Origin of the sequence: Paenibacillus sp. NPDC058367 (genome assembly GCF_042723305.1) — a bacterium.
Taxonomy (GTDB): domain Bacteria; phylum Bacillota; class Bacilli; order Paenibacillales; family Paenibacillaceae; genus Paenibacillus_AQ.
On record NZ_JBHXIZ010000001.1, the window covers coordinates 2,081,570 to 2,105,855 of the forward strand.

Below are 24,286 nucleotides of genomic sequence, written 5' to 3' on the forward strand. Positions count from 1 at the left end.
AAAAAGTTTCATCAGCCAAGGAGGGCTTGGCTTGGTCTAACGATCATTTACCCAAATCTGCTGAACATCAATAAATTACGGGACATCATCTCGGGAGATACTCCCCCTTAGTAAAAATATTCCACACAAACGCAACCTTAATCCTCCAAGCCGCATCTTATTAGTAAAGGGAGGGGAGCTTCATCTGAATATTATAGAGAGAATCAAAGCAAAGGATGAGTCAGCTCTCCGCCTATTGATGGACGATTACGGCGATATGCTGCTCCGAACCGCTTGCTTACTGCTCAAGGATCGACAGAGTGCCGAAGAGGCGGTACAAGATACTTTTATTCAAGCCTATGCCAAGATGAATCAGTTGCAGGATCCGGAACGGTTAAAGGCTTGGCTCATTCGCATCGTAGTCAACCGCTGCCGCATGAAGCAACGGACTTGGAGCTGGCGTAATATTTTCCCCTCGGGTGGGTCAGAGCTACAAGCCAGCGATGATTCGGGCTTCACTGCCGGGGCAGAAGAGCTTTTTATGGTGGAATGGCATAATTTTAGACTCGCCGAGTTCATTAGGAATCTCGATTATGTATACCGCGAATGTCTGACGTTATATTACTTTCATGAGATGAGCATCCGTGAAATTTCCGAGCAATTGAATACACCGGAGAATACGATTAAATCCCGGTTAGTTAGAGGACGGACACTCTTAAAAAAGATGTTGGAGAAGGAGGGACATTTCTTATGAATACGGGGAACACGGAGAATACGAAACGCGAAGCTATCAAGCAACAGCTAGATGAAGAACTACAACCCATACACTTCGAAGGACATGAACGCGTCCTCAAGATGACCCACCCTCCAACCTTTGGAGCCCGTCTCTTGGCTTTCTGGAATAAAGAAATCGAGATCCCTGTGAAACCTATAGGCGCGATTGGTGCCATTATTCTAGTCGTATCATTGACACTTCATCAACCAGAGGTTAAACATCAACCACAACAAAACGTCCAGCAGCACCCGAACCGTGAACTTATTGAGGCTGGGGGCAATACGTACTGGAAGGATATCTATGATCAGGCGGTGAAGAGACATGCGAATTAAGATCAAAGTCAAACATCTAGTGTCATTCGTGCTACTCCCTGCCTCCCTGCTCATTCTTCTATTTAACTTTCTGCCCTCCTCAAAGGCACAAATGGAGGAAAGCCCAGCTGTTCAATCTAACCTGGCCCGTACAGAACTTCTGAAAAAGCTAGAGTCTACAACTGGCAGTAAACGTATGGAGCTTATTCAAACAAATATCATCGATAAGGAGCACGGCTACGATCCGTATAGATACGACGTAAATATTGGCCCCTCTATGAGTCAGTGGAATCATGATGAACCTAGTATTTCCGGCTTGCTGTCAGAGGATAAAATCGCGTTGCTAGAGGAATACATTCTTGATGGGCCAGCGAATAATACACGTATATTTGCGGTAAAGCTGCTTGCCTACGAATATGATGCTCTTGGTCGTAGAGACGACGGAGATCAAGCGCTAAACACCGCCGCGAAACAGTTAGACAGTAATTCTAGCGTGGCAAAAGAACTGGCGCTGCTTCAAGCAGAACGTGCCCTGAATCGTGGGGATACAACAGCCGCTGAATCTATTCTTGAACAAACTACATTTCCATACGAGAATCAGAAAGATTTAGAAGCGCAAAAAGCATGGCTTACCGGGCGCCTGCTCTTCACGAAAGGCAAAGCGCAGGAAGCCCTTGCCGTAGTAACCAATGGCTTGGAGAGCTACAAAAAATACTGGCAGGATATTCATAAACAAATGAGTCTTGTCATTAGTAACTCTGATAAAGACACCGCAGACAGCGAAGCAGCGGGCTCATCATCAAGTTCAGCACCAACGATGGGCACTTCAGAAGCCGAAATGCAGCTTGAAGCGCTAATATCTGCCATTCAGTCAGCTGTAGATATGGGAAGTACCTCAACAGCTGTCATATCTGGAACCCTAACCCGAAGCAATGGGACACCAATCTCGCGCGCAGGTATTTTTCTCCGTGCTGAAAGCGAAGTTAATCACAGCATCACAGCTGCTGAACCGTACCGAATCGTTACCGACGATGAAGGGCGTTTCGAATTCCACGGTGTGATTCCGGGCTTCTATCAATTGCAGCTTGGACTTAGCTATGATCAGATCGACGGATGGACTTGGCCTGTACAGTATGACGATTGGATTGAAGTTAAACCGGATGATAGGTTGAATGAGAGCATTGTTCTACAACCTCTGCTTGAGCTTCAGTCTCCTATTAATCAGGAGACTATAACGGGTCAGTCTGTAGATTTCCACTGGAAGGCTGTTGAAGGTGCGGCTTACTATCGTTTAAGCGGTGGGGTCTCAATGGTGGGGAGCTCCTTCAGTTCGCAGATTCGGGACCATATCACGGACAATCAAGTCTCTATTCCAGTAGATGAACTCTATTACAATAGTGGTTTCTCCTACGGCAGTGGCGGAGAGGGCTTTGAATCGATTGATCCTCTATCTTTTCTCGTGTTCATGAATCCTGAAGCACGCTTTTCTTGGAATATCGAAGCATTTGATGCGGATGGACATCTGCTTACCCGTAGTAATGGCTACAGATTGAACGAAGACACCGTTGGTAATCTGCCCTTCTTCTATCTCAAGGAACGAGAATTAACCACAGCCGATAGACTATTGCTAAATAAGAAACCTGATCAAGCCATAGAAATGTACCAACAGAATGTTGCCGATGATCCACAGGATGCTCATGCCCTGCATATGCTTGTGAAGCTGATGCTCGCTAAATCCTCCCTGACGAAGGATGACTCATTAGAAGATCAGGCGATTCCGCTACTCCAAAAGCTCATACAGTTGCATCCTTATTCTAATTATACCTTCACGTTGACACAGTATTATTTTGACCATAAGGACTGGAAATCTTATAACGAATTTCATTCCCGCTACAACGAGTTAAACCCAATCGAATTAAACAGTTATGTACGCTCTATAAACGCCGTAGCTCTCATGCATCAAGGCAAGCTTACAGAAGCTCGGGAGCAATTTGCTATCGCCTTAGAGCATGATGACAGCCATCGTTTTATTGGCAGCTATTTGGCGGCAGAATTATACGCTGGTGAGTCGCTTTCTTCTGTATTGACACTGGCTGAGCATTACCCCGAACACAGCTTTGGTCTTAATGGGTATCGTTGGCCACAAATGATTAAACAGCTCATAGCTGAACGAACAAAACAGCCTAACAACTTTGACCAAGAGCTGAAGGAAAAACTCGGATGGTATGTAAATGGTCAGACAGATGTTTTGAAGCAATGGATCGAAGGGGCAAAGTCCTCCGCATTGAAGACCTTTATGCAAGCTGTTGAAAAGGTAAGCTAACTTAGCCTAACTCACTTATACAAACAAAAATCCGGTCCCTCTCGATTAACACGAGCATGGACCGGATTTTTTAATTACGCATGATTTTATTTACCTTTAGCTTCCATCATGTAATTCTGGAAGTCCGTAATGCTCGGGTTGGACATATAGTGACCACCCTCTACTTCAATCGTTTGACCAGTAATGAATTTAGATTCATCCGATGCCAGGAACAACACTGTGTTTCCGATATCATCCGCTTCTCCATGGTAAGGCAGAGCGTTGAACTTCTGAAAAATATCCAGCACAGCTGGCGGCATATTTCTTGCAGCCGCAGGTGTTAAGATCAGGCCCGGAGCCACTCCGTTGCAACGAATCTTATCTTTACCATATTGTGTGGCGATGTAACGAGTTAGGTTCACAACAGCTGCCTTAGAGGAGCCATAAGCCGTGCGCAATGAATCTCCAGCAAATGCTGACATGGAAGCTGTGTTAATGATCGAACCCCCGCCCGCTTTAATCATATGTGGAATGGCAAACCGGCTGCCTAACAGAACACTTTTGGTGTTCACATTCATCAAGCGATCCCATTCTTCCAAATCTATGTTGACGACATCTAGGTCTTTTTGCAGATTAGTTAGACCTACATTGTTAAATAAGACTGTAATTGTGCCATACTGAGCGACTGTGAAATCAACAGCTTCCTTGATCGAATCCGCTTGGGATGCATCCAGGAAAAGACCTTCCGCCTCTCCACCTTCACTTTTAATCTTAGCCGCTGCTTCTTTGGCAGCCTCTACATTAAAATCAGCGATGACAACTTTGGCTCCTTCTCTAGCCATTAAAGTAGCGGCTGATAAGCCAATACCTGAAGCGCCTCCAGTTACTAATGCAACCTTACCTTGAACTCTTCCCATATTCATACCCCTTTATAATGTGATTAAGATTCTTAGATGACTTCATTTATGTTTCAGAGCTATCAAAGCTCGTTAACAACTTTTCATAGATTTTCAAGAATTGCTGCAGTTCTTCTTCATCGAGCTTCTGAAACATTTCAGCTCGGAGCTCCTGCCCTTTTAGCTGTGCTTCCTTCAGTACATCTCTGCCTTTGTCCGTGATAGACAGCAGTACATTTCGGCGATCATCCTCGTTATATTTGCGCTCGGCCATTTCCTGCTTAATTAAGCGATTGGCAATATTCGTCATCGCCCCCGGCGTATAACCTAGCTTCTTAGCCAAAGTAGTTTGCTTCTGGGGACCCTTTTTATTCAATTCTCCCAAGACGAGAACAGGAGATATCCCAATATTGTGGTCAAAAGCATTCATCCATCGAACAATAATTTCATTCGTGAATAATTCAACTGCATGTATGAGTCTAAAAATATCTGGGTTTTCCAAGACATCCTCCTTAGATATTCATAATTATTGGCTGCTTCGACATATATTTTAACACTAAAATATTTAATAGTAAATTGTTTAACAATAAAATACTTAACATTAAAAAAAGGATGCTTATAAAAGCATCCTTTAGATTGCGGATTTATCAACAACATAAGTACCAGCCATCATATCGTGAAGCGCCCGTTTACGGGGAGTAAATGCGACAAATAGATAATCCACAAGCATGATGAGGCCAAGTATTTTACTGAGGTCAGTAGCTAAAGGTGCCCATAAATTAAGAGTGGTGGAAATCACAGTGAGATCGTAGAGGCTTACGCCAACAATCATTGAAAAAATCGTACTAATGATTCGGAAAATATTTCGAATTAGAGCTTCCTTCAACGTTGGGATATTCCCTTGCTGATTGACAATTTTCATCTTTAAAACCAGCTTCCCAGGCGTTCCGCCAAATCTAACGATCATAAAAACATCAAACACGACGAAGAAAATATACTCAAGGATGATGGGAATCTCCGAATGCAAGGATACAGCTAATGAATTGAATATCCAGTATACAATAACCGCAGGTATCAGAATGATAAGGAGATCAAGAATAGTAGCGAGAACTCTTTTCCAAAAGCCTATGAAATCCTCCTGTTCCAAACGTTCAACCTTATAATTATCCATATTAGGGCCTCACTCTCTATGCTTACTTTATTCATTCATCCTGATTATCCGCTCTTCAATAATGGTTTCCAGTTCCTTATTATGCTTTAGAATCATTCGTCTATCAGAAAATTTATTCGTTAATTCAACTATTCTATGTATCGCTTCCTGATCATATCCCCGATTCCATTCAAAAATCATCACAGCCCCCGATGATTCTAATCCTCATAGGCTTAGCCGAGCCCGATCGGCAGGATGATAAGTCCTAGCGATACAACCATTGTGATTCTCGTAGTGAGGATCGTTAGCTTTTGATTTTTCTGCGATTTGTACCAACCTTTAAACTGAAAATGATTCCGATACAGCATAAAAAATATCAATAAATTCCCGAGCGCCATACTCCAGTTATACATAGGCTGACCAAATATAGATTGATATATAAATCTCTCTACCCCGCCTAAAATAAACAAGGTCAACACAAGCAATACACACATTCGAAGTAATTCCAATATAAAAGAGCCGAATTTTGTCATTTCTACAGCCTTCCCTTCAAGATTTTCTGTACGCAAAACATCCATATTCATCCAATTATACACTTTGACTGTGATGACTCCTAATGGAATATTCAAAAAAACAACCCCGCCCAAGATACCTTCTATCCTGAGCTAGGTTGTGTCGGTTCTTCCCTATGAGTGTATAGCTTTTTCCTTACCCTCTATTTCCTGAATCTGCGCCCTCAGATTAACGATTTCCGCCATTAACGCTTCATTCTCCTCCTCTGTATTCCTAGTTCCGCTCTGGATCAGTTGATTCAGACGCAGCTGCAGAAGAACGAGGTCGTCCTCAAGGGTCTGTTCTTTACGGGTAAGCACTCGACTCCTGTCTTTTGAGATGTATTCCTCATAGGAACCTTGAAAAAACTTTGGTGCCTGAGTCGGTGCTAGTATTACCAAACGATTAGCTACTTTAGTGTGAAGATACCGGTCATGTGAGACCATCACAATTCCTCCCGGATATACCCTTAGCGCTTCTTCTACTCGTTCCCTAGTGTCAATGTCCAGATAATTGGTGGGTTCATCCAGTACTAATAGGTTAGCTTTTCCAAAGTACAGTTTAAGGAAAGCTACACGACATTTCTCCCCCAGACTTAAATCACCAATTCGTTTAAAGACATCATCCCGCGAAAATAAAAAGCAGCCCAGAATCGTTCGTGCCTCCGTTTGGGTCATACCTGGCAGTTCAAGCAAACTATCCAGAATGGTGGACGACACCGCTAGATTATCGAGCTCTTGCGCAAAATAACCAACCTTCGTACGCGGATGCAGCCGCACTTCACCTTTGGTAGGTTGATGAATACCAGCAATCAGCTTCAGCAAAGAAGACTTACCGACACCATTAGGACCCAGAATAGCGAGACGATCTCCTCGATTCAATGACAAACTGAAATTTTTCAGTACAGGCGCACTACCCTTATATGCAAAATCAATCTCACGGAGTGACAGCAAAGTGTCCGCCATAAACGCTTCACTTTCCAGCTTCATCTTCAGCTTACTTGTCTCGCGTGGTAATTCCACACGGTTCTTATTTAAGCGTTCGAGTGCAGCTTCCTTCGCATGAAGACGAGATACGTTCTTCTTTGATTTCGCACGCAGGAAATCATGCTGTCCGGCAGCACGGTGTGCCTGTTGGAACCATTCGGAATACCTTCTGATGCTCTCCAGCAGCTTCTCCTTTTCCTGTTCCTGCTTCTTATATTGTCCCTCTAGCGTTCGCGCCTCTACCTCCTTCTGCTCCCGATACTGCGTATATCCACCCGAATACCGACGACACCCCTCTGGACTAAGCTCCAGCAACGCCGTCGCCGTTCGATCGATGAACGTACGATCATGCGAAACATAAAGCACAGTTCCGGGATAGGTATGGACCCATTGTTCCAACCACTCCATCGTTTCTCCATCTAAGTGATTCGTCGGCTCATCTAGAATCAACAGCTTCGGCTGCTGAGCTAACAATGCGGCCAATTGAACGCGTGTCTTTTGCCCACCGCTTAGCGATGGGTACGGCACATTCCAAACCGAACGCTCAAGTTTGAGCTGCTTCAAGCATTTTTCCGCTTTTGCCTCCCAGTCATAACCACCAAGCTGCAAGTATTGATCGTACACTTCGGCGTATTCAGTAAGTCCCGCTTCACTCTCGTCGTTCTGCTCCTGCAACCTCTGACTGAGAATTTCAAGCCTGCGCTTCAATTGGGGGAGCTCTGGCGATCCGGCGATTACGTAATCCAAGGCGGTCACTTCTTCGGACACTTCTAGCTGCTGATCCAGCACACCCCATTCCTCACGTGGCAAACCATGATAGATACTTCCCTCCTCAAAGAGGAGGCGACCGATCAGCCCCTTAAGCAATGTGGTTTTGCCGATTCCATTACGACCGAACAAGAGCACACGCTCTCCTTCTGATATCTCAAAGGACACCTTCTCGAACAACAGGGTCCCGTTCCATTCTTTACGTATATTTTTTGCTTTTATTAGGGTCATATTTCATTCCTCCGATTATATTGCAAATAAAAAACCGCAGCCAGCGGTCTGCGGTCAAATAGCGTATGATGGGGGGGGAAATATGCCATAACATGAATAGACTACGGCCGTGATCACCTGCTGTATGCAGAGTAAACCAAACAATAGATAGATCTATTCATATAAAAGCAACGTAAGACCCCCGACCGACACACGTATCCCTGACCGTTATCACCCTGAACGGGTGATCCGTGACTTGTGCATATGCACTTCACAAGCTCTATGGTCTTCTTCTAGGAAACGTGTTAGTTATTCATTAGTCGGTGGTCCTCCGTCATTGTCCGAATTGGTTTGAATGAATATAGTATATACCCATTTAAGCCAGAATTAAAAGTTCAAGAATAGTTATAAAATAATCTTTACCGACTGAGACTGTGAACTCCATTGCACCTGAATACCAAATAATTCGGGCAAGATGCTCAGCGGAATCATCAATCGACCATTTTCATTACGGGACGCTGGTATCGTAAACGTCTTTCCATTTACAACAGCCTGATCGGATAAAGGCTGATGTGCCACCGTACGATTTCCTATCGTAATTAGCAGTGCACCTGTTCCAGCTTTGCTCTGTAAAGTTCCACCTAACAAGGCTACAGATTCTCTCAGCGGAACAAACACACGGGAGTTATCCATTAAAAAAGGATCTTTTAGCTTTGTCGTGACTCCATCCAGCTCAAAAGCTCCAGCAAACATCTTACTTCCTACGGAATACCCATTTTTAGTCGCAATACTCTCCATAGCCAGTGTGCTTGTTGTAATAATGACCCTTGTATTTTTAGCTATTTTTGGGTACAGCCAGTGGATGTCATCATTATGCATTCGAATACATCCGGCGCTAACATACTTTCCTATGGAGGACTCATTATTATTGCCATGAATCGCATATGTGGTACCATAAGTTCCGTTCACTTCTAGCCCTAGCCAGCGGTCGCCAAGTGGATTGGCCGGATCACCCCCGGGTATTTTCTCTTTGTAATAGGGTCTGTTCTTTACTTTAACTACCATTTTGAAGCTGCCTTCAGGCGTCAGTTCCTTTGATTTTCCTGTTGCGACTGGAAAAGTCTTCACAAGCTTGCCATCACTGAAATACGCGAGTTTGTTTGTCTTTTTGTTCACGATAATCAGATCGGATCCAGCAGCAGCTTCCGCCTTTCCCACACCTGTAAAACATGCAGCGAACAGAAGTCCAAATACAAGCATCAGCTTCATGTTCCGCTGTAATAATGATTCAAACCGGCCACCCGAAACGAAAAATCCCAATTTTCTCCACCTCCATATATAAAGACGAAATCATTTCAATTTTGTTGCATACCAACCTGTACCTATTCTTTTCAACTCGTCCCCCACATTTGACGCAGAGATTGCAATACTGTAACCAAGTGAACGCACATTAAAAAAGCCGACCTTTGGATAACCAAAGATCAGCTCTATATTTTATATGCTCAGTATTTCATGATTAGACAACTAATGTTTCTTACCTGAACCAAATGCAATCACGTATCCATCCGGATCTTTAATCGCAAAATCCTTCCAGCTCCCCCAGTCTGCTTCCTGAAGATCAGGCTCTTGAACAAATTCTGCTCCTTTACCCTTTAGCTCTTCATATAGCTCGTCAAGCTCAGAATGAGTCTCCACATAAGCATAGGTGTCCCACGGAGTGATCTGACCTTGTCCGGCTATATTTGGTTGTACATCTTCCGTACGAGCTGCTTGTATTAGCTTAAATCCCAGTGCAAATTCATCGCGTACCGCCCACCAATCATTCACTTCACAGCTTAACACTGTAGCGTAAAATTCCTTGGACCGCTCCAGATTGGATACCAGCCTTACTTGAACCGAAAACTGTACCTTACTCACTGTGGATCATCCTCCGATTGTCATATTTGACTTGATCAACATTTGCAAATTTAATATTCCGATTTTATAATATCATCCAATATACGGAAATTAAATCGAAATCTGCTGACAAGCTTATCGAAGAATGGAATCAATAAGTAACGGTGAGGTTACAGCTCTTTTCTTTGATCCAAAAAGTTTCGAACAGCCTGCAAGCGAAGAGGATCTATCGACTTTAGCGCATCTCCATCTTCTCTAACGGCTGAACCGAAATGCACTCGTCGCACACCCGTTTGTTTTATAAAATCACTTAACCCGTCTGCCGTTAACCCACTGCCAGCAAGAATAGATATAGATTGCTCCGAGGTAAGCTGCTCCAGTGCAGCAAGACGTTCCGCACCTTTAGGGGCTGTATTCTCGGCTCCTGATGTTAGAATGTCAGTAATTTGAGGATAACGCATCAATATTTCTAACGCCTCAAATTGATCCCTCACTTCATCAAAAGCACGATGGAATGTCACCTCCAAACCTTTTGCAGTATGAAGCAGCCTTTGAAGTGACTCTTCGTCAATTGTTCCATCAGGGCGTAACATACCCATTACGACAGATACCCCGCCGATAGATACGATATGCTGAATATCCTGCTCCATGGTTTCTATGTCATCCTTATCATAAGAAAAGGATCTGGCATGGGGTCTAACCATTACCCTGACCGGGATAGAGACAGCATTGCGCACTTTTTCAATAAGTCCCAGACTGGGCGTCAATCCCCCTTCACTGATCCCAGTGATCAATTCAATTCGATCAGCTCCATAACGCTCGGCCATTACTGCATCACTTAATGTTGTAGCAATAACTTCTAGTAACATTGTTGTCTCTCCTTTATTCATCTTAGAACCTTGCTTTCTGCTATTTTCTTCATCCGCACATTATCCTAACCCACATCCACATAAACACGCAAAAAAAGATCTTGATCCTCTACAAACACTAGAGAATCAAGACCTTTCGTTCTTAAACTATTCTTACGCCCACCACATACCTTGTGGTTGATCGCGAATAAGAATGGATTGCAAATTGGTTACGGCACGTTGGAAGCCTTCGTCTACCGTCATAAGAGGGTCTTCATGCTCGATGCTGACCACATAATCATAACCGTAAGTACGCAGCGCACTCATGATATCCGACCATTCAGATATGCTGTGTCCACAACCAACGGAGCGGAAGGTCCACGCGCGGGTCTGTACATCGCCATAAGGCTGCATATCCGTCAGACCATACATATTAATATTGTCCTGATCCAGGTACGTGTCCTTGGCATGGAAATGATGGATCGCGCCAGCTTTACCAAGAATCTTGATCGCGCCTACAGGATCGATGCCTTGCCACCACAGATGGCTCGGGTCTAGATTCGCGCCGATCGCATCACAGGTTGCTTCTCTAAGCTTCAGAATCGTGTAAGGAGTATGGCAGAGGAATCCGCCATGAAGCTCGATACCGATCTTAACGCCATGCTCCTCAGCCAGCTTACCAATTTCCTTCCAGTAAGGGATCAGTTTATGCTCCCACTGCCAGGTTTTAATGTCGCTGTACACGGTAGGCCAAGGTGTTACTGGCCAGTTTGGTGCTTTTGCATCTTCGCTGTCTCCCGCGGTTCCCGAGAAAGTGTTCACTACCTTAACGCCCATTAGCGAAGCTAGCTTGATCGACTTACGCAGAATTTCGTCGCCTTCACGAGCTTCTTCTTTATCCGGCGAAATCGGGTTATTATGGCAACTGAATGCACTGATCATAATGCCACGTTTCGTGAACTTCTCCAGATATTCCTTACGTGCTGATTCGCTGGCAAGCAGCTCATCTGTTGGACAGTGGGCATTTCCGGGATTGCCTCCTGAACCGATCTCTACCGCATTCAAACCAGCAGCAGCGATTTTATCAAGCATCTCATCGAGAGTCAAACTTCCAAATACAGGATCAAATACGCCTAATTTCATTTATAATACCACCTTTTCTTTGATTGGCTCCAAAGCTTCAGAATGTCCGTAAACTGGATAATCACGCTTCGTTGGTGCACACCAGTTCACACCATTGATGATCACTCTTTGGATTTCTTTGTTGTAATAGGTTGGATAAGATTCATGACCAGGTTGGAAATAAAAGATCTTCCCGTTCCCACGACGATAGGTCGATCCGCTTGGGAACACATTGCCGCCTTCAAACCAGCCGACAAAAATTAGACTCTCTGGTGCTGGCACATCAAAGTGTGCTCCGTACATTTCCTCTTGCTCCAAATCGATATATTCGCCAATGCCCTCAGCAATCGGGTGACTTGGGTCCATAACCCAAAGACGCTCCTTCTCCCCTGCTTCACGCCACTTTAGATCACAGCTGGTGCCCATTAACTTCATGAATATTTTGGACATATGACCCGAATGAAGCACTACTAGCCCCATGCCTTGAAGCACTCTTTGGTGAACACGATTTACAATCTCATCACTAACTTCTTGATGGGCAACATGTCCCCACCAAATCAGTACATCCGTGTTATCCAGTACTTCTTGTGTCAGTCCATGCTCCGGTTCATCCAGCGTAGCTGTCTGAGCGTCCAGTCCAGCTTCCTGAAGGAAGCTTGCCAATTGTCCGTGAATCCCTTGCGGATAGACCTTGAGAATTCTCTCTTCCTGCCGTTCATGGCGGAATTCATTCCATACCGTTACTCTGGTCACTTTGGACACACTCCTAGTTCATAGTTATCTATGTCGTTAAACTTGACTGTTTATTCAAGAAGAAACGCCGTTGTCATCCTTAGAAGATGATAAACGTTTCTCGTAGAAAAGTAAGGATTAAGTATAACGTGGAACTTATACTTTCTTACTTTTCAAAAAATACAGGCATGCCAGTTTCAGAGGATTTATAAATAGCCTCCAAGATGCGGGTAACAACGAGCGCCTGCTCTGGCTTCACTACAGGCTCGGTGTCATTGACGATGCTTTCGATCCACTGAGTAGCCTCGGTCAATGCAGGATCATCTCCCGCGCCATCATAAAAGTCAACGCCACCGGCTTCCAGGCTGATATGCTTCTCGAATGTTTTGCCGTATTCTTCTCCGTTAATGCGCAGACCGTTCTCCATGTCCGCTCCACCTTCAGTACCGCAAAGCACCGTCTTAGCTTCACCAACATCAAGGGTATTCAGCGCCCAGCTTGCTTCGAGAACGATGCTAGCTCCATTCTCCATAGTAATGAATCCAATGGCGGAATCCTCAACTGTAAATTTCTCTGGATCCCACGGGCCCCAAGCGTTCGCAGCGTTTTTACGACCGGACAGCTTATGATAAGCGTTACCGACAACATATTTTGGTTTGTAGTTATCCATCATCCAAAGAGTCAAATCAAGGGCATGAGTACCGATATCAATCAATGGACCTCCGCCTTGCGCTTCCTCGTCCAGAAACACGCCCCACGTTGGAACGGCACGACGACGGATCGCCTTAGCTTTAGCATAATAAATCTCTCCAAGACCATCATTCTCGCATACCGTATGCAGATAAGCTGAATCTGGTCTGAAACGGTTTTGGTAACCGATGGTCAGCTTCTTCCCAGTTCGTTTTGAAGCATCGATCATTGCTTGCGCTTCTGCTGTGGTCTTAGCCATCGGCTTTTCACACATTACATGCTTGCCTGCCTCCATTGCCGCAATGGAAATCTCTGCATGAGAAATGTTTGGTGTACATACATGAATTACATCTATACTTGCATCTTTAAGAAGCTCTTTATAATCTGTGTAGACCACGGAGCCCTCATCCCCAAACTCCGCTTTTGCCTTCTCAGCACGCTCTGGAACGATATCGCAAAAAGCAACCATTCGAGCACCTTCCACTTTTGATAACGCTGGCATATGTTTGCCGTTTGCAATGCCTCCGCAGCCGATAATTCCTACTGTTAATGTCATTTTTGTTCTAACCTCCACTTGTTCCTGTTTTGATATCTCTATCATACAAAGCCCGGGGGCGTCTTTCTTCCTGCATTCTTGCTGTATTATTCCCGAATATTGTCTTATGGTATTTTAGGGGGGATATCCCCGTGGCATCTTTGAAAAAATGATGGAATGTCTTCACGCTGCCAAACCCGGCGGCTTCCGCCACCGCAGACATCGGCAAATCTTCATTGATTAAGATCCATTTAGCTTTGTTAAGCCGATATTCGTTTAAGAAAGCTATAAAGGTCATACCAGTATTCTTCTTGAATAGCTTGGTAAAATAATACGGGCTAAAGCCCATATAGCTAGCTACCTCATTTAGCGTAATGGCTTCCTGGTAATGCTGCTCTACATAGATAAAAATTCGCTCTAATCTTTCCAGTGTTTCTCTAGACTGGTTCAGCGTATCTTCCGAGAACTTAGGCTGTTTATTGAGTGTACTCTTCGGCACTTCCCGTAAAATAACGGTCAATAGTTCAAACAATCTAGCTTTGATTAAGTAAGCGTACCCATCTCTTCGCTGCACGTCTTCCTCATAAATACTCTCAATCAGCCCTTTGATCTTCACTGCGGTTGCTTCGGGCCATTTTGAACTAGAATGCTCCATAAGCGTAAAAACCTCACGAAGCGAATAATCACTTCCGCTCAAAGCTGCGACTTCCTGAAACAGGTTAAGATCGAATTGAATTACTACCCGTTCGCTTTCAGGTGAGGCGAGAAAATAATGGACATCCCCACCGTTGATAAATTGAACCTCACCCTGCTCCATGTGAATAGGGGTATCGTTTATTCCCAGATTTAGACTTCCTTTAGTTACATATATAATTTCAATTTCTTTATGCCAATGCGGATAGCACAGCGTATCTCCTCCACATAGTAAACTTCTAAAAGGAAAATGCTTATCCACATCTGGAATTTCGAGATAAATATTCATAAGCGCAGCTCCTTATCCGGTTAAACACTAAACCAACGATAAACATGTCAATCCGATTTCACGTAAGCGTTTACTGTCTAAATGTTAGTCCTCTAATATTCTTTTGTCAATTCTGGGTCTCTGTATTCTTAATATCCTGCTCCAACTACATTTCTCCCTCTTATACACCACTTTAACAGAGATTTTCTGGTAATTTAATCGGTTTCATTCTATTAAAAAATAATTACCTTTCATGGTTCCTATCATTCACATATTTTTTAAGTGGAGTTGACAAGCATACCTGCCAGGATTTATATTCAGGGTAAGCGTTTACGTAATACTTTTTAAGTAATTTGATTTTCGAAGCGTAAACGTTTAATCTAAGGCTAACCGTAATCTAAGGAGTCGTATGAATGAACCCAACAATTAAAGATGTTGCACAAAAAGCGAACGTTTCCATTGCAACAGTCTCTCGCGTGCTAAACAATTTAAGTGGGTACTCCGACAAGACGAAACAAAAGGTAAATGAAGCTATCAAAGATCTCGGCTATCAACCTAACGCGATTGCTCGTGGCCTAATCAATAAGCGTACGCAGACGATTGGTGTAATGTTTCCAAGTGTTTCTGGAGCGTTCTCCTCCGATCTGCTTAAAGGCATTGAGGAATTGGCCAATGACCGCAATTACAGTGTAATGGTCTGTAATACCGACCAGGATGGTAAACGAACGTTAAAGTACTTACAACTCTTAAGGGAGAAGCAGGTCGATGGCATTATTTACTCTAGTGAGGTCTTGAAGAAAGAGTATTACGATGTGCTAGAAACCATGAAGATCCCAGTTGTGTTGGTTTCTTCTCAAACGGAATTTGCCAGTGTACCTTACGTGAAAGTAGACGATTACCAGGCTGCTTATGATGCTACCCTCTACTTAATTTCCAAAGGTCATAGCAAAATAGCCATGATCAGCGGAAATCCAAGCGATGCTATCGCTGGTGCACCCAGAGCCGAAGGATATCGTAAAGCGCTTGAAGCGAGTGGGATTCCTTTCGACAGCCGCTATCTCACCTTTGGAGACTTTCTGTATGAAAGCGGGAGCATTGCAATGGAAGCTCTCTTGGAGCAAGCCCCTGATGTCACTGCCGTCTTTGCCGCTAGTGATGAAATGGCGATTGGTGCTCTTTCCACGGTCATCAAATATGGTTTAAGTGTTCCCGACGATATATCCATTATGGGTTATGACGATCTTGGAATGGCGAAAATGATTATTCCTCCGTTAACTACAGTGCGTCAACCACTGTACGATATTGGTAAGATCGCCGTAGAGAAGCTTATTCAGATGATTGAAACAGGCGAGACTGTGGATAGTAAAATTGTCGATCACTTAATCGTGGAAAGACAAACGGTAAGATCACTTACCTGAGTCTTTTTACCCCTTTTACGTAAACGTTTACTCTCTCTATTGGTGATGCATATCTGCCGCCTATAAGTAGCAGAATATCAATTAGTTTTCATTTACGTACATGTTTAATCTCTTACATGTTCATAATACCAACAAATTATTAGGAGGATTTAATCATGAAAAAAACAATCAAACCCGTAGTGGTTAGCGTACTGGCTATGTCCGTACTTAGTGCCTGTGGTAGCAATGCGGCTGACAACAGCGCAAATAGTGGTGGAAATGCCTCCTCCGGTGAAAAGGTAAAAGTCGAGTTTTTCCAAAATAAAACCGAAGCCAAAGCCACCTTCGACAAGCTGGTTGCGAAATTCAATGAAGCCAATCCAAATATTGTTGTCACACAGGTTAACCCGCCAGATGCTGAAACGGTATTGAAAACTCGTGCAGCGAAGAAAGATATTCCTGACGTGGTAGGGATCGGAGCAACTGACACCTACAAGACGTTATCTGGCAGCGGTCTTTTTGAAGATTTCACAGGTGATCCACTCGCTGAGAATATCCAGCCAGCATATCTTCAAATGCTGAAAGACCTGACGGGTTCGGACGAACTGAATGGTCTTCCATTCTCTTCAAACGCAAGTGGTGTTATTTACAATAAAGCGATGTTCGCTGAAGCCGGTGTTACTGTTCCAACTACTTGGGATGAGTTCATGGCTGTCGCTCAAAAGTTCAAGGACAGCGGTAAAAATGCTTTTTACCTGACACTGAAGGATTCATGGACAACACTTACGCCGTTCAACTCCCTCTCCACGATCATTAAAGGGAATGATTTCTTCAAGGAGCGTGCAGCAGGCACTGTAACCTTCGCAGACAGCTTTAACGAGGTTGCTGAAAAGCTGCTTAAGCTGACGGAATACGGACAAAAAGATATTTTTGGTAAAGGTTACAATGACGGAAACACAGCATTCGCTAAAGGTGAATCCGCAATGTACCTGCAAGGCGTATGGGCGATCCCAGAAATCGTGAAAGCCAATCCATCCATTGAACTTGGCGTATTCCCATTCCCAGCAACAAATGATGCTGCCGATAACAAAGTCATTTCTGGTGTAGATACGTTGCTGACGATTTCCAAGAACACTAAACATAAAGAAGAAGCAAAGAAATTCGTAGACTTCCTGCTTCAACCTGAGAATGTTAGCCTATACATCAATGAGCAAAAAGCATTCCCAGCTGTAAAAGGTGTAACACAAGATGATCCAACGATGGATGGCTTCAAAGAAGCGTTTAGCGCTGGCAACTTGGCTGACTTTGCTGACCACTACATTCCAAGTGCGATGAAAGTGGATACCATCAACCAATCCTTCTTGCAAAAGAAAGACATTAAAGCTTACCTAGAACAGCTTGATAAGGAATGGGATAAAGTAGCTAACCGGAAATAAACTGATCAGACAAACATGAACCGCGAAAGAGAACGGGGCTTCCCCTCTTCTCTTTCGCTTTTACAATGAGGAGGATTACATGATGGCCAAACGCCGAGTCGCCTTTTATCTGATGACTATACCGGCATTACTTCTTTTCTTTGCCTTCCATACCTTTCCTGCAATCCAGGGTATATATTATTCGTTCACGAACTGGGACGGCTTTAGTGACAGCTTTGATTACGTAGGATTTAAGAACTTCATTAACATTTTTCAAGATGAAAATGTGTTGAATTCATATGTGTTCACTTTTAAATATGCCATTCTAACCACTATTCTTATCAATATCATCAGCTTGTTGATTGCGCTTGGACTTAACGCCAAAATTAAAGCTAAAAACTTTTTCCGTGGCGTATATTTCTTGCCGAATATCCTCAGCGTATTGATTGTTGGTTTTATTTTTAACTACTTGTTCGCTAATGTATTCCCTATTTGGGGTGCGAAAATCGGCAGCGAATTCCTATCACAGAACATTCTCGGTAACTCCGACTGGGCTTGGATCGGTATCGTCATTGTAGCCGTTTGGCAGGGGATTGCTTATAACACGATTCTCTATCTGGCGGGTCTTCAAACCATTCCTCATGATCTTTACGAAGCTTCCAATCTGGACGGCGCTAGTCGCTGGAGAGAATTCTGGAGCATTACGTTTCCAATGCTTGCTTCCTTCTTCACCATCAATATGGTGCTCGCGATGAAGGGCGGTCTAATGGTATTCGACCAAATCGTTGCCTTGACAGGCGGGGGTCCAGGTCGTTCAACGCAATCCATTGCCCACTTAATCTACACAGGCGGCTTCCAAGGCGGAGAATTTGCCTATCAATCGGCGAACGCCGTGATTTATTTTATCGTGATTGTCGTTATCTCCGCCCTTCAGCTTAAATTTCTGCAGAAACGGGAGATGGACTTATGATCAAAAAATCAACCAACTGGCCTGTAACGATTCTTATCGCCCTAGGCTCAATACTGATCCTGTTTCCGCTGTACATGACCATTGCCATCGCACTCAAGAATCCCGAGGAAATGGCTCAATCAATCTTCTCGCTGCCAACTGGCCTGCATTTTGAGAACTTCTCCAATGCGATTAAAGCAACGAATTTCTTCAATGCATTAGGAAATAGTACGGTGATTACCATTACAACAGTCGTGTTCATATTGCTTACCAACTCCATGGTAGCCTATGCTATTGCACGTAATATGAAGCGAAGATTTTTCAAAGTGCTGTACTTCTATTTTATCAGCGCAATGTTTATCCCTTTCCAGATTATCATGCTGCCTGTGGTCAAAGTGACTACGGATCTGCACATGAACAACATTGTAGGGATTATTATTCTATACGTCGTATATGGTCTGGCTTTTAACGTGTTTGTTTACACCGGTTATATCCGTTCCATTCCGTATGAACTGGAAGAAGCGGCTACTGTAGACGGTGCATCGACCTTCGGAACGTTCTGGAAGATTATTTTTCCACTTCTTGCTCCTGTTAGTGCAACGATCGGTATCCTGTCTTGTCTATCCACTTGGAATGACTTTATGCTACCGCTGGTTCTGCTCGGCGATCAGGATTCCTACACACTTCCGCTGGTACAATATGTATTCCAGGGGCAGTTCAGTACAGATTTTAACTTAGCTTTCGCTTCATATTTGCTCGCATTAACCCCGATGCTCATCGTCTATTTGTTCGCTCAAAAATGGATTATCAGCGGACTTACATCAGGATCCATTAAATAAAATAGTAAGATCTATATAGAGATAGGAGATTACAACCTTGGATAAAAAATGGTGGAAAGAAAGCGTAGTGTATCAAATTTACCCCCGCAGCTTTAAAGACAGTAACGGGGATGGTATTGGTGATCTGCAAGGGATTATTTCGAAACTTGATTATTTAAACCATCTTGGTGTCGACGTGGTGTGGCTGTGCCCAGTGTACCAGTCGCCTAATGACGATAACGGTTATGATATCAGTAATTATCAAAGTATCATGGATGATTTCGGAACGCTCTCCGATTGGGAGGAACTGCTTGCTGGTCTTCACAGCCGTGGCATGAAGCTGATTATGGACCTTGTGGTCAACCATTCCTCAGATGAGCATGCTTGGTTCGTAGAGTCCCGCAAATCGCAGGATAATCCTTATCGTGATTATTATATCTGGCGTCCGGGTAAAGACGGACAGCCGCCGAACGACTGGGGCTCCTTCTTCAGTGGATCAGCTTGGGAATACGATGAGAAATCGGAGGAATATTACCTCCATCTATTCTCCCGTAAACAACCCGATCTAAATTGGGACAATCCAAAGCTCCGCAAGGAAATCTACGATATGATGACCTGGTGGCTAGATAAAGGAATTGACGGATTCCGCATGGACGTGATCAACCTGATCTCCAAAGTACCGGAATTGCCTAGCGTTTCTGGGGAAAGTAACGGAGAACAGCCTACGTACCACTTCGGTGGAGACTATTTCGTTAACGGTCCACGCGTACATGAGTATATGCAGGAAATGAACCGTGAGGTGCTATCCAAGTACGATATCATGACAGTGGGCGAAGCCGTTAATGTCACTCCAGAAGAAGCTTCACTGTATGTTTCCGAGGATCGTAACGAGCTGAACATGGTATTCCATTTCGAGCTCATGGACGTCGATTCCGGTCCTGGAGGTAAATGGAATGTACAGCCTTGGAAGCTGGCGGACATTAAGTCCATTATTTCCAAGTGGCAAGTCGCACTCGACGGTAAGGGTTGGAACAGCTTGTATATGAACAACCATGATCAGCCACGTATGCTATCCCGCTTTGGTGATGATAAGCTGTTCCCGAAAGAGTCTGGCAAAATGCTAGCAACACTGCTTCACACGCTCCAAGGTACACCTTACATCTATCAAGGTGAAGAAATCGGCATGACAAATGTACAATTTGCTTCCATCGATGACTACAAGGATATTGAAATTGTAAATATGTATAAGGAATACTTGGCTGCCGGACACTCGGAAGAAAAAATCATGAATTCCATTTACATCAAAGGTCGGGACAATGGCCGTACGCCGATGCAATGGAACTCGGAACCGCAGGCAGGCTTCACTACCGGCAATCCGTGGTTGGCTGTGAACCCTAACTACAAAGATATCAACGTAGAGAAGGCACTGGCTGATCCCGATTCTATTTTCCACTACTATAAGAAGCTAATTGAACTGCGTAAGCAGCATGAGATTATCGTATACGGAAACTATACAATCTTGGCCGAGGAGAATGAGCAGGTATACGCTTATCTACGTACTCTTGGAGAAGAACAGCTACTGGTTGTATTGAATTTCTTCGGAGAGCCTACGACTTTCGAACTTCCTTCTACTGTGAAATTCCAAGCGAAGGAATTGCTTATTGCCAACTACGAAGTAAATCCAGAAGAAGAACTAAACACAATTCAGCTTCGTCCTTATGAAGCTCGTGTATATAAGCTTAAATAATAAAATCCATTCGATCTGTCAGCAAAGGTCAATGGTAGAACTATAAAAAGGAGCCCTTCGGCTCCTTTTTGTTTTATATGCTTGTAAAAACTTTAAAATTCACTTTATATAGCTTAATCCTCAGAGTTAATAATTCCATAATGAATAAGGTCATCATATTTATTTTCTTTATAGATATGTTGTATGAATATGCCTTCCTCCACCATTCCACATTTTTGCATTACCTTCCCAGAGCCGGGATTTGAAGCAAAGTGTCTTGCAAATACTTTATGATAATGCTTTTCTGAAAAAGCAAACGCAATGATCGCTTTTGTTGCTTCAGTCGCGTATCCTTTACCCCAATATTCCTCACCGATCCAATATCCAACTTCACCATTTCTGTGTGCTTGCTTATTTGTCAGTCCTATAGCTCCATAAAGCTCGTTTGTACTTTTATCAGTAATCGCAAACTCATAATACATATTATTGATAAAATTCTCTTCATGAGCTTCAATCCATGATATTGCACATTCGATAGTATATGGATAGGGTAGAGTCAACGTACTTTTGTAGATATTATAATTATTACAGAGTTCAGAGACACGTTTTGCATCAGATAATTCAAAGGGTCTCAGTATCAATCTTTCGGTCGTCATTGTTCTTTTCTCTTGATTGAACATTGTTTTATCTCCGCTCCAGAATCTCTTGCACAATTGGCATCGTCAAACCCATATTCTCCGCTTCGATTACTATCGCTGTTAGTCCCTTCTCTGTGCGTGTCTCATGCCACTCGCCCTTGTCCCAATATACAGCAGAGCCAGCGCTAACTGAAATTTCCGCTTCTTCCCCTGCTCTGACCCAGCCTTCTCCGCTAACAACCAGAAACAGCTGTGGAATCGGAGCCTGATGCCAGCCAATAAGTCCATTCACGCCCAAGTGCATACAACCTACTTGCGGAGAAACCGCCTCTGTCAGTATTCTCGACATATAAAGCTGCTGGCTTCCGAAAGCATCAATAGATTTACCAGCTTCTTTGGCAAAGCTATATACTATCATCTTACATTGTTCCTCCTACCGACACTGGATTTACCTGTACCTGATCTGCATGCAATTTTTCAATAATCGCCAATAGGAAGATTTCGGCTAGACTATTCTTTTTAATAGCACTGGCGGCCTCTTCCAAAGTAAACCATTCTGCATGATCTACCTCAGCACTCACCTGACTTAAGTCCTCCGTATCTGCAACACCTATAAAATTCAGCATCAGCGTATTAGAAGGTGCGAAATACAAGCTGCGCATATATTCATAAGCTACAATATCAATTCCTACCTCTTCTTTTACCTCACGAATAAGTGTGGTTTCCGCATCTTCACCTTTATTCACGTACCCTGCAAGCAATATATAATCTGGTCGGTTATACTGCTGAATCAATAGAATCTTATTCATATCCCGATTTAATACTGCTGTACTGATCGCCGTGCTAAAAATAGGGAATCTGAACGTTTCGCATGCATTACAATAAGGTACCTGCCCTTCCCCATCGCTTTCTTTCATTACTAACGCTGTTCCACACTCTAGACAATATTTCAAGCTGATCTCTTCCTTCTATAATAAAGTAGTCAATACCTATTCCAGTTGCGGTGGAACACGATGCTGCGTAGCTTGTTCAAACCCATAGGCTATGGATAGGAGCGTAGGCTCACTATAGGCTTTTCCGGAAAAAACTACACCAAAGGGACCCCGAGTAGGATCACCATCAGCATCAATAATGCCCTGTTCTACATACCCTGCCGGCACGGTAATTAACGGATACCCTAAGCGTGCCGCAATATACATACCATCTACATCACCTGGCAGTAATAGCGCATCCAAACTATATTGTTCCAACACGTAATCTATTCCTTGCTCGAGCGCTAGCTTTCTGTATTCTTGTTTCTTTTGCTGATATTCTTCTTCTGTTAAAGTTACTTCCTCTGACCTAGTTAATGTGTCTTGCCCATATTGTAATGCGATTTCAGCATGGAGCTCATTATACGCTATCAGTTCTTGCAAAGAGTGAATCGGAACGGAATCATCTACCCCAGATAAATACGCGTTGAGCCCCTTTTTAAATTCATAACAGATTACATCATTATTCCAGTTTTGTTGTTCAACGTAAAGCGTAACCGGATCTATAATCGTAGCCCCTTCATTCTTCAAAGTCTGGATAGCTGCTTCCATAATTGAAAGTCGCTCTGCATCTAAATGGTTATAATAATGCCGTGGGACACCTATTCTTGCTTGCCGTATAAAGCTTTTATCTAGAAATGGAGTATAGTCAGTAAAAGCATGCTTCTCGCTCGATAATGTTGCTTCATCCTTGTCATCCACTCCCGTTAATGCCCCCAAAATAATCGCCGCATCCATAACCGTTTTAGCAATAGGTCCAGGAGTGTCTTGGCTAACTGAAATAGGAATCACTCCAGTACGACTGACTAATCCGACCGTTGGTTTGATCCCGACGAGAGCATGCTGACAGGCTGGCCCAACAATTGATCCCGCGGTTTCCGTTCCGATCGATGCTGCTGCCAAATTCGCCGCAATAGCTGCTGCAGGTCCAGAACTAGATCCGCTGACAAATACGCTCCCAGGTCCATAAGGATTCAGCACTAGCCCTCCCCGGGAACTATACCCAGCTGGCATTGAACTAGACATGAAGTTAGACCACTCCGACATATTCGCCTTTCCAAGCAAAACAGCTCCTGCCGACCGAAGTTTCGCAGCTACGAAGGAATCTTTTGCCGCGAATGATCCTGCTAAAGCTATTGACCCAGCACTCGTATGCATTTTATCCGCGGTATCTATATTATCCTTCAACAATATAGGAATACCGTGTAGACTTCCCCGACTTCCTTGTTCCCTACGTTCAATATCCAGTGCTCTAGCGATGTCTTTAGCCTCTGGATTGATTTCTAAGATTGCGTTTATGTCTATATCGTACTTATGAATCCGTTCCAAATAGGCTGCTACCAAATCTTCTGAGCTGACTACGCCTGCTTCCATAGCCGCTTGCAGCTTTGCAATATCCGCTTCTATTATCCATTCCTGAATTTTGATCTTCATCAGAACAGCTCCTTCAAGTATAATCGCCTTCGGCGTCCTTATAAGGACGGTAAGCGTTTAGCGAGAAATATAAGGATAAAATATAGTGTGAAACGTATACTTTCTTATATTTCAAAATAATGTAATTCTCCCTAGCATAAACCTACCATAAATGATTAGCTCAAG

At 43.7% G+C, this 24,286-nt stretch carries 24 protein-coding genes; 8 read left to right on the top strand and 16 right to left on the bottom strand.

The window, feature by feature from the left end; all coding sequences use genetic code 11:
* Positions 1-202: 202 nt before the first annotated feature.
* From ACFWMP_RS09090 to ACFWMP_RS09100, 3 genes are read left to right on the top strand one after another with little or no spacing between them, the layout of a single operon-like run.
* Positions 203-733: an RNA polymerase sigma factor gene (locus ACFWMP_RS09090; protein ID WP_379423575.1), complete on the top strand. Its 531-nt coding sequence runs from the start codon at positions 203-205 to the stop codon at positions 731-733.
* On the top strand, positions 730-1,086 hold the full coding sequence (locus tag ACFWMP_RS09095; RefSeq protein ID WP_339245522.1) for a hypothetical protein: 357 nt from the start codon (positions 730-732) through the stop codon (positions 1,084-1,086). The genes ACFWMP_RS09090 and ACFWMP_RS09095 overlap by 4 nt, the downstream gene beginning before the upstream one ends.
* Positions 1,076-3,388 carry a hypothetical protein gene (locus ACFWMP_RS09100; RefSeq protein ID WP_379423173.1) on the top strand — a complete coding sequence of 771 codons (2,313 nt, stop codon included), beginning with the start codon at positions 1,076-1,078 and terminating at the stop codon, positions 3,386-3,388. The genes ACFWMP_RS09095 and ACFWMP_RS09100 overlap by 11 nt, the downstream gene beginning before the upstream one ends.
* An 86-nt stretch (positions 3,389-3,474) precedes the next feature.
* On the opposite strand, the gene ACFWMP_RS09105 is transcribed toward ACFWMP_RS09100, so the two are convergent.
* The 12 genes from ACFWMP_RS09105 to ACFWMP_RS09160 form a co-directional block, all read right to left on the bottom strand.
* Positions 3,475-4,284 (bottom strand): SDR family NAD(P)-dependent oxidoreductase, encoded by an 810-nt coding sequence (locus ACFWMP_RS09105; RefSeq protein WP_042185448.1) that lies wholly within the window; start codon positions 4,282-4,284, stop codon positions 3,475-3,477.
* A 46-nt stretch (positions 4,285-4,330) separates the two neighbouring features.
* On the bottom strand, positions 4,331-4,765 hold the full coding sequence (locus tag ACFWMP_RS09110) for a MarR family winged helix-turn-helix transcriptional regulator (protein ID WP_042185446.1): 435 nt from the start codon (positions 4,763-4,765) through the stop codon (positions 4,331-4,333).
* 129 nt (positions 4,766-4,894) lie between these two features.
* Positions 4,895-5,434 carry an RDD family protein gene (locus ACFWMP_RS09115; protein WP_052404175.1) on the bottom strand — a complete coding sequence of 180 codons (540 nt, stop codon included), beginning with the start codon at positions 5,432-5,434 and terminating at the stop codon, positions 4,895-4,897.
* 212 nt (positions 5,435-5,646) lie between these two features.
* Positions 5,647-6,042 (bottom strand): hypothetical protein, encoded by a 396-nt coding sequence (locus ACFWMP_RS09120; protein ID WP_339245516.1) that lies wholly within the window; start codon positions 6,040-6,042, stop codon positions 5,647-5,649.
* Positions 6,043-6,099: 57 nt separating this feature from the next.
* Positions 6,100-7,950, bottom strand: a complete 1,851-nt coding sequence (gene abc-f / locus ACFWMP_RS09125; protein WP_379423177.1) for a ribosomal protection-like ABC-F family protein — start codon at positions 7,948-7,950, stop codon at positions 6,100-6,102.
* A gap of 384 nt (positions 7,951-8,334) precedes the next feature.
* Complete coding sequence (locus ACFWMP_RS09130) at positions 8,335-9,249, bottom strand: L,D-transpeptidase family protein (RefSeq protein WP_231573390.1); 915 nt, start codon at positions 9,247-9,249, stop codon at positions 8,335-8,337.
* A gap of 204 nt (positions 9,250-9,453) precedes the next feature.
* Positions 9,454-9,846, bottom strand: a complete 393-nt coding sequence (locus tag ACFWMP_RS09135; RefSeq protein ID WP_339245508.1) for a VOC family protein — start codon at positions 9,844-9,846, stop codon at positions 9,454-9,456.
* 149 nt (positions 9,847-9,995) lie between these two features.
* Positions 9,996-10,694 (bottom strand): copper homeostasis protein CutC, encoded by a 699-nt coding sequence (locus ACFWMP_RS09140; RefSeq protein WP_379423180.1) that lies wholly within the window; start codon positions 10,692-10,694, stop codon positions 9,996-9,998.
* A 153-nt stretch (positions 10,695-10,847) separates the two neighbouring features.
* The gene (locus ACFWMP_RS09145) at positions 10,848-11,816 is read right to left on the bottom strand and encodes a sugar phosphate isomerase/epimerase family protein (RefSeq protein WP_339245500.1); all 969 of its coding nucleotides are present in this window, start codon (positions 11,814-11,816) and stop codon (positions 10,848-10,850) included.
* Positions 11,817-12,548 (bottom strand): ThuA domain-containing protein, encoded by a 732-nt coding sequence (locus ACFWMP_RS09150; protein ID WP_042124690.1) that lies wholly within the window; start codon positions 12,546-12,548, stop codon positions 11,817-11,819. It lies immediately after the preceding gene.
* A 145-nt stretch (positions 12,549-12,693) separates the two neighbouring features.
* Positions 12,694-13,773, bottom strand: a complete 1,080-nt coding sequence (locus ACFWMP_RS09155) for a Gfo/Idh/MocA family protein (protein ID WP_042185435.1) — start codon at positions 13,771-13,773, stop codon at positions 12,694-12,696.
* Between the two features lie 7 nt (positions 13,774-13,780).
* A complete protein-coding gene (locus tag ACFWMP_RS09160) occupies positions 13,781-14,734 on the bottom strand; it encodes an AraC family transcriptional regulator (RefSeq protein WP_339245496.1) in 954 nt (317 codons plus the stop codon).
* A gap of 392 nt (positions 14,735-15,126) precedes the next feature.
* Here ACFWMP_RS09160 and ACFWMP_RS09165 point away from each other — a divergent pair, with 392 nt between their 5' ends.
* The 5 genes from ACFWMP_RS09165 to ACFWMP_RS09185 all read left to right on the top strand — a co-directional run bounded on the left by ACFWMP_RS09165 (position 15,127) and on the right by ACFWMP_RS09185 (position 21,039).
* Positions 15,127-16,131 (top strand): LacI family DNA-binding transcriptional regulator, encoded by a 1,005-nt coding sequence (locus ACFWMP_RS09165; protein ID WP_042185431.1) that lies wholly within the window; start codon positions 15,127-15,129, stop codon positions 16,129-16,131.
* A 155-nt stretch (positions 16,132-16,286) separates the two neighbouring features.
* Complete coding sequence (locus ACFWMP_RS09170) at positions 16,287-17,546, top strand: ABC transporter substrate-binding protein (protein WP_052404174.1); 1,260 nt, start codon at positions 16,287-16,289, stop codon at positions 17,544-17,546.
* Between the two features lie 82 nt (positions 17,547-17,628).
* Entirely contained in the window at positions 17,629-18,495 is an 867-nt protein-coding gene (locus ACFWMP_RS09175) for a carbohydrate ABC transporter permease (protein WP_042185429.1), read from the top strand.
* Positions 18,492-19,313, top strand: a complete 822-nt coding sequence (locus ACFWMP_RS09180; protein ID WP_179085741.1) for a carbohydrate ABC transporter permease — start codon at positions 18,492-18,494, stop codon at positions 19,311-19,313. The genes ACFWMP_RS09175 and ACFWMP_RS09180 overlap by 4 nt, the downstream gene beginning before the upstream one ends.
* Before the next feature lie 37 nt (positions 19,314-19,350).
* A complete protein-coding gene (locus ACFWMP_RS09185) occupies positions 19,351-21,039 on the top strand; it encodes a glycoside hydrolase family 13 protein (protein WP_076301066.1) in 1,689 nt (562 codons plus the stop codon).
* A gap of 113 nt (positions 21,040-21,152) precedes the next feature.
* Here ACFWMP_RS09185 and ACFWMP_RS09190 read toward each other — a convergent pair whose 3' ends face one another.
* The 4 genes from ACFWMP_RS09190 to ACFWMP_RS09205 are packed head-to-tail and all read right to left on the bottom strand — an operon-like array spanning position 21,153 to position 24,121.
* Positions 21,153-21,698, bottom strand: a complete 546-nt coding sequence (locus ACFWMP_RS09190) for a GNAT family N-acetyltransferase (RefSeq protein WP_339245492.1) — start codon at positions 21,696-21,698, stop codon at positions 21,153-21,155.
* A gap of 4 nt (positions 21,699-21,702) precedes the next feature.
* Positions 21,703-22,074: a cupin domain-containing protein gene (locus ACFWMP_RS09195; RefSeq protein ID WP_379423186.1), complete on the bottom strand. Its 372-nt coding sequence runs from the start codon at positions 22,072-22,074 to the stop codon at positions 21,703-21,705.
* 1 nt (position 22,075) lies between these two features.
* Positions 22,076-22,609, bottom strand: coding sequence for an NAD(+) diphosphatase (locus tag ACFWMP_RS09200; protein ID WP_379423188.1), 534 nt, complete (start codon positions 22,607-22,609; stop codon positions 22,076-22,078).
* Positions 22,610-22,645: 36 nt separating this feature from the next.
* Positions 22,646-24,121, bottom strand: coding sequence for an amidase family protein (locus tag ACFWMP_RS09205; protein ID WP_042185419.1), 1,476 nt, complete (start codon positions 24,119-24,121; stop codon positions 22,646-22,648).
* Between the last annotated feature and the right edge of the window lie 165 nt (positions 24,122-24,286).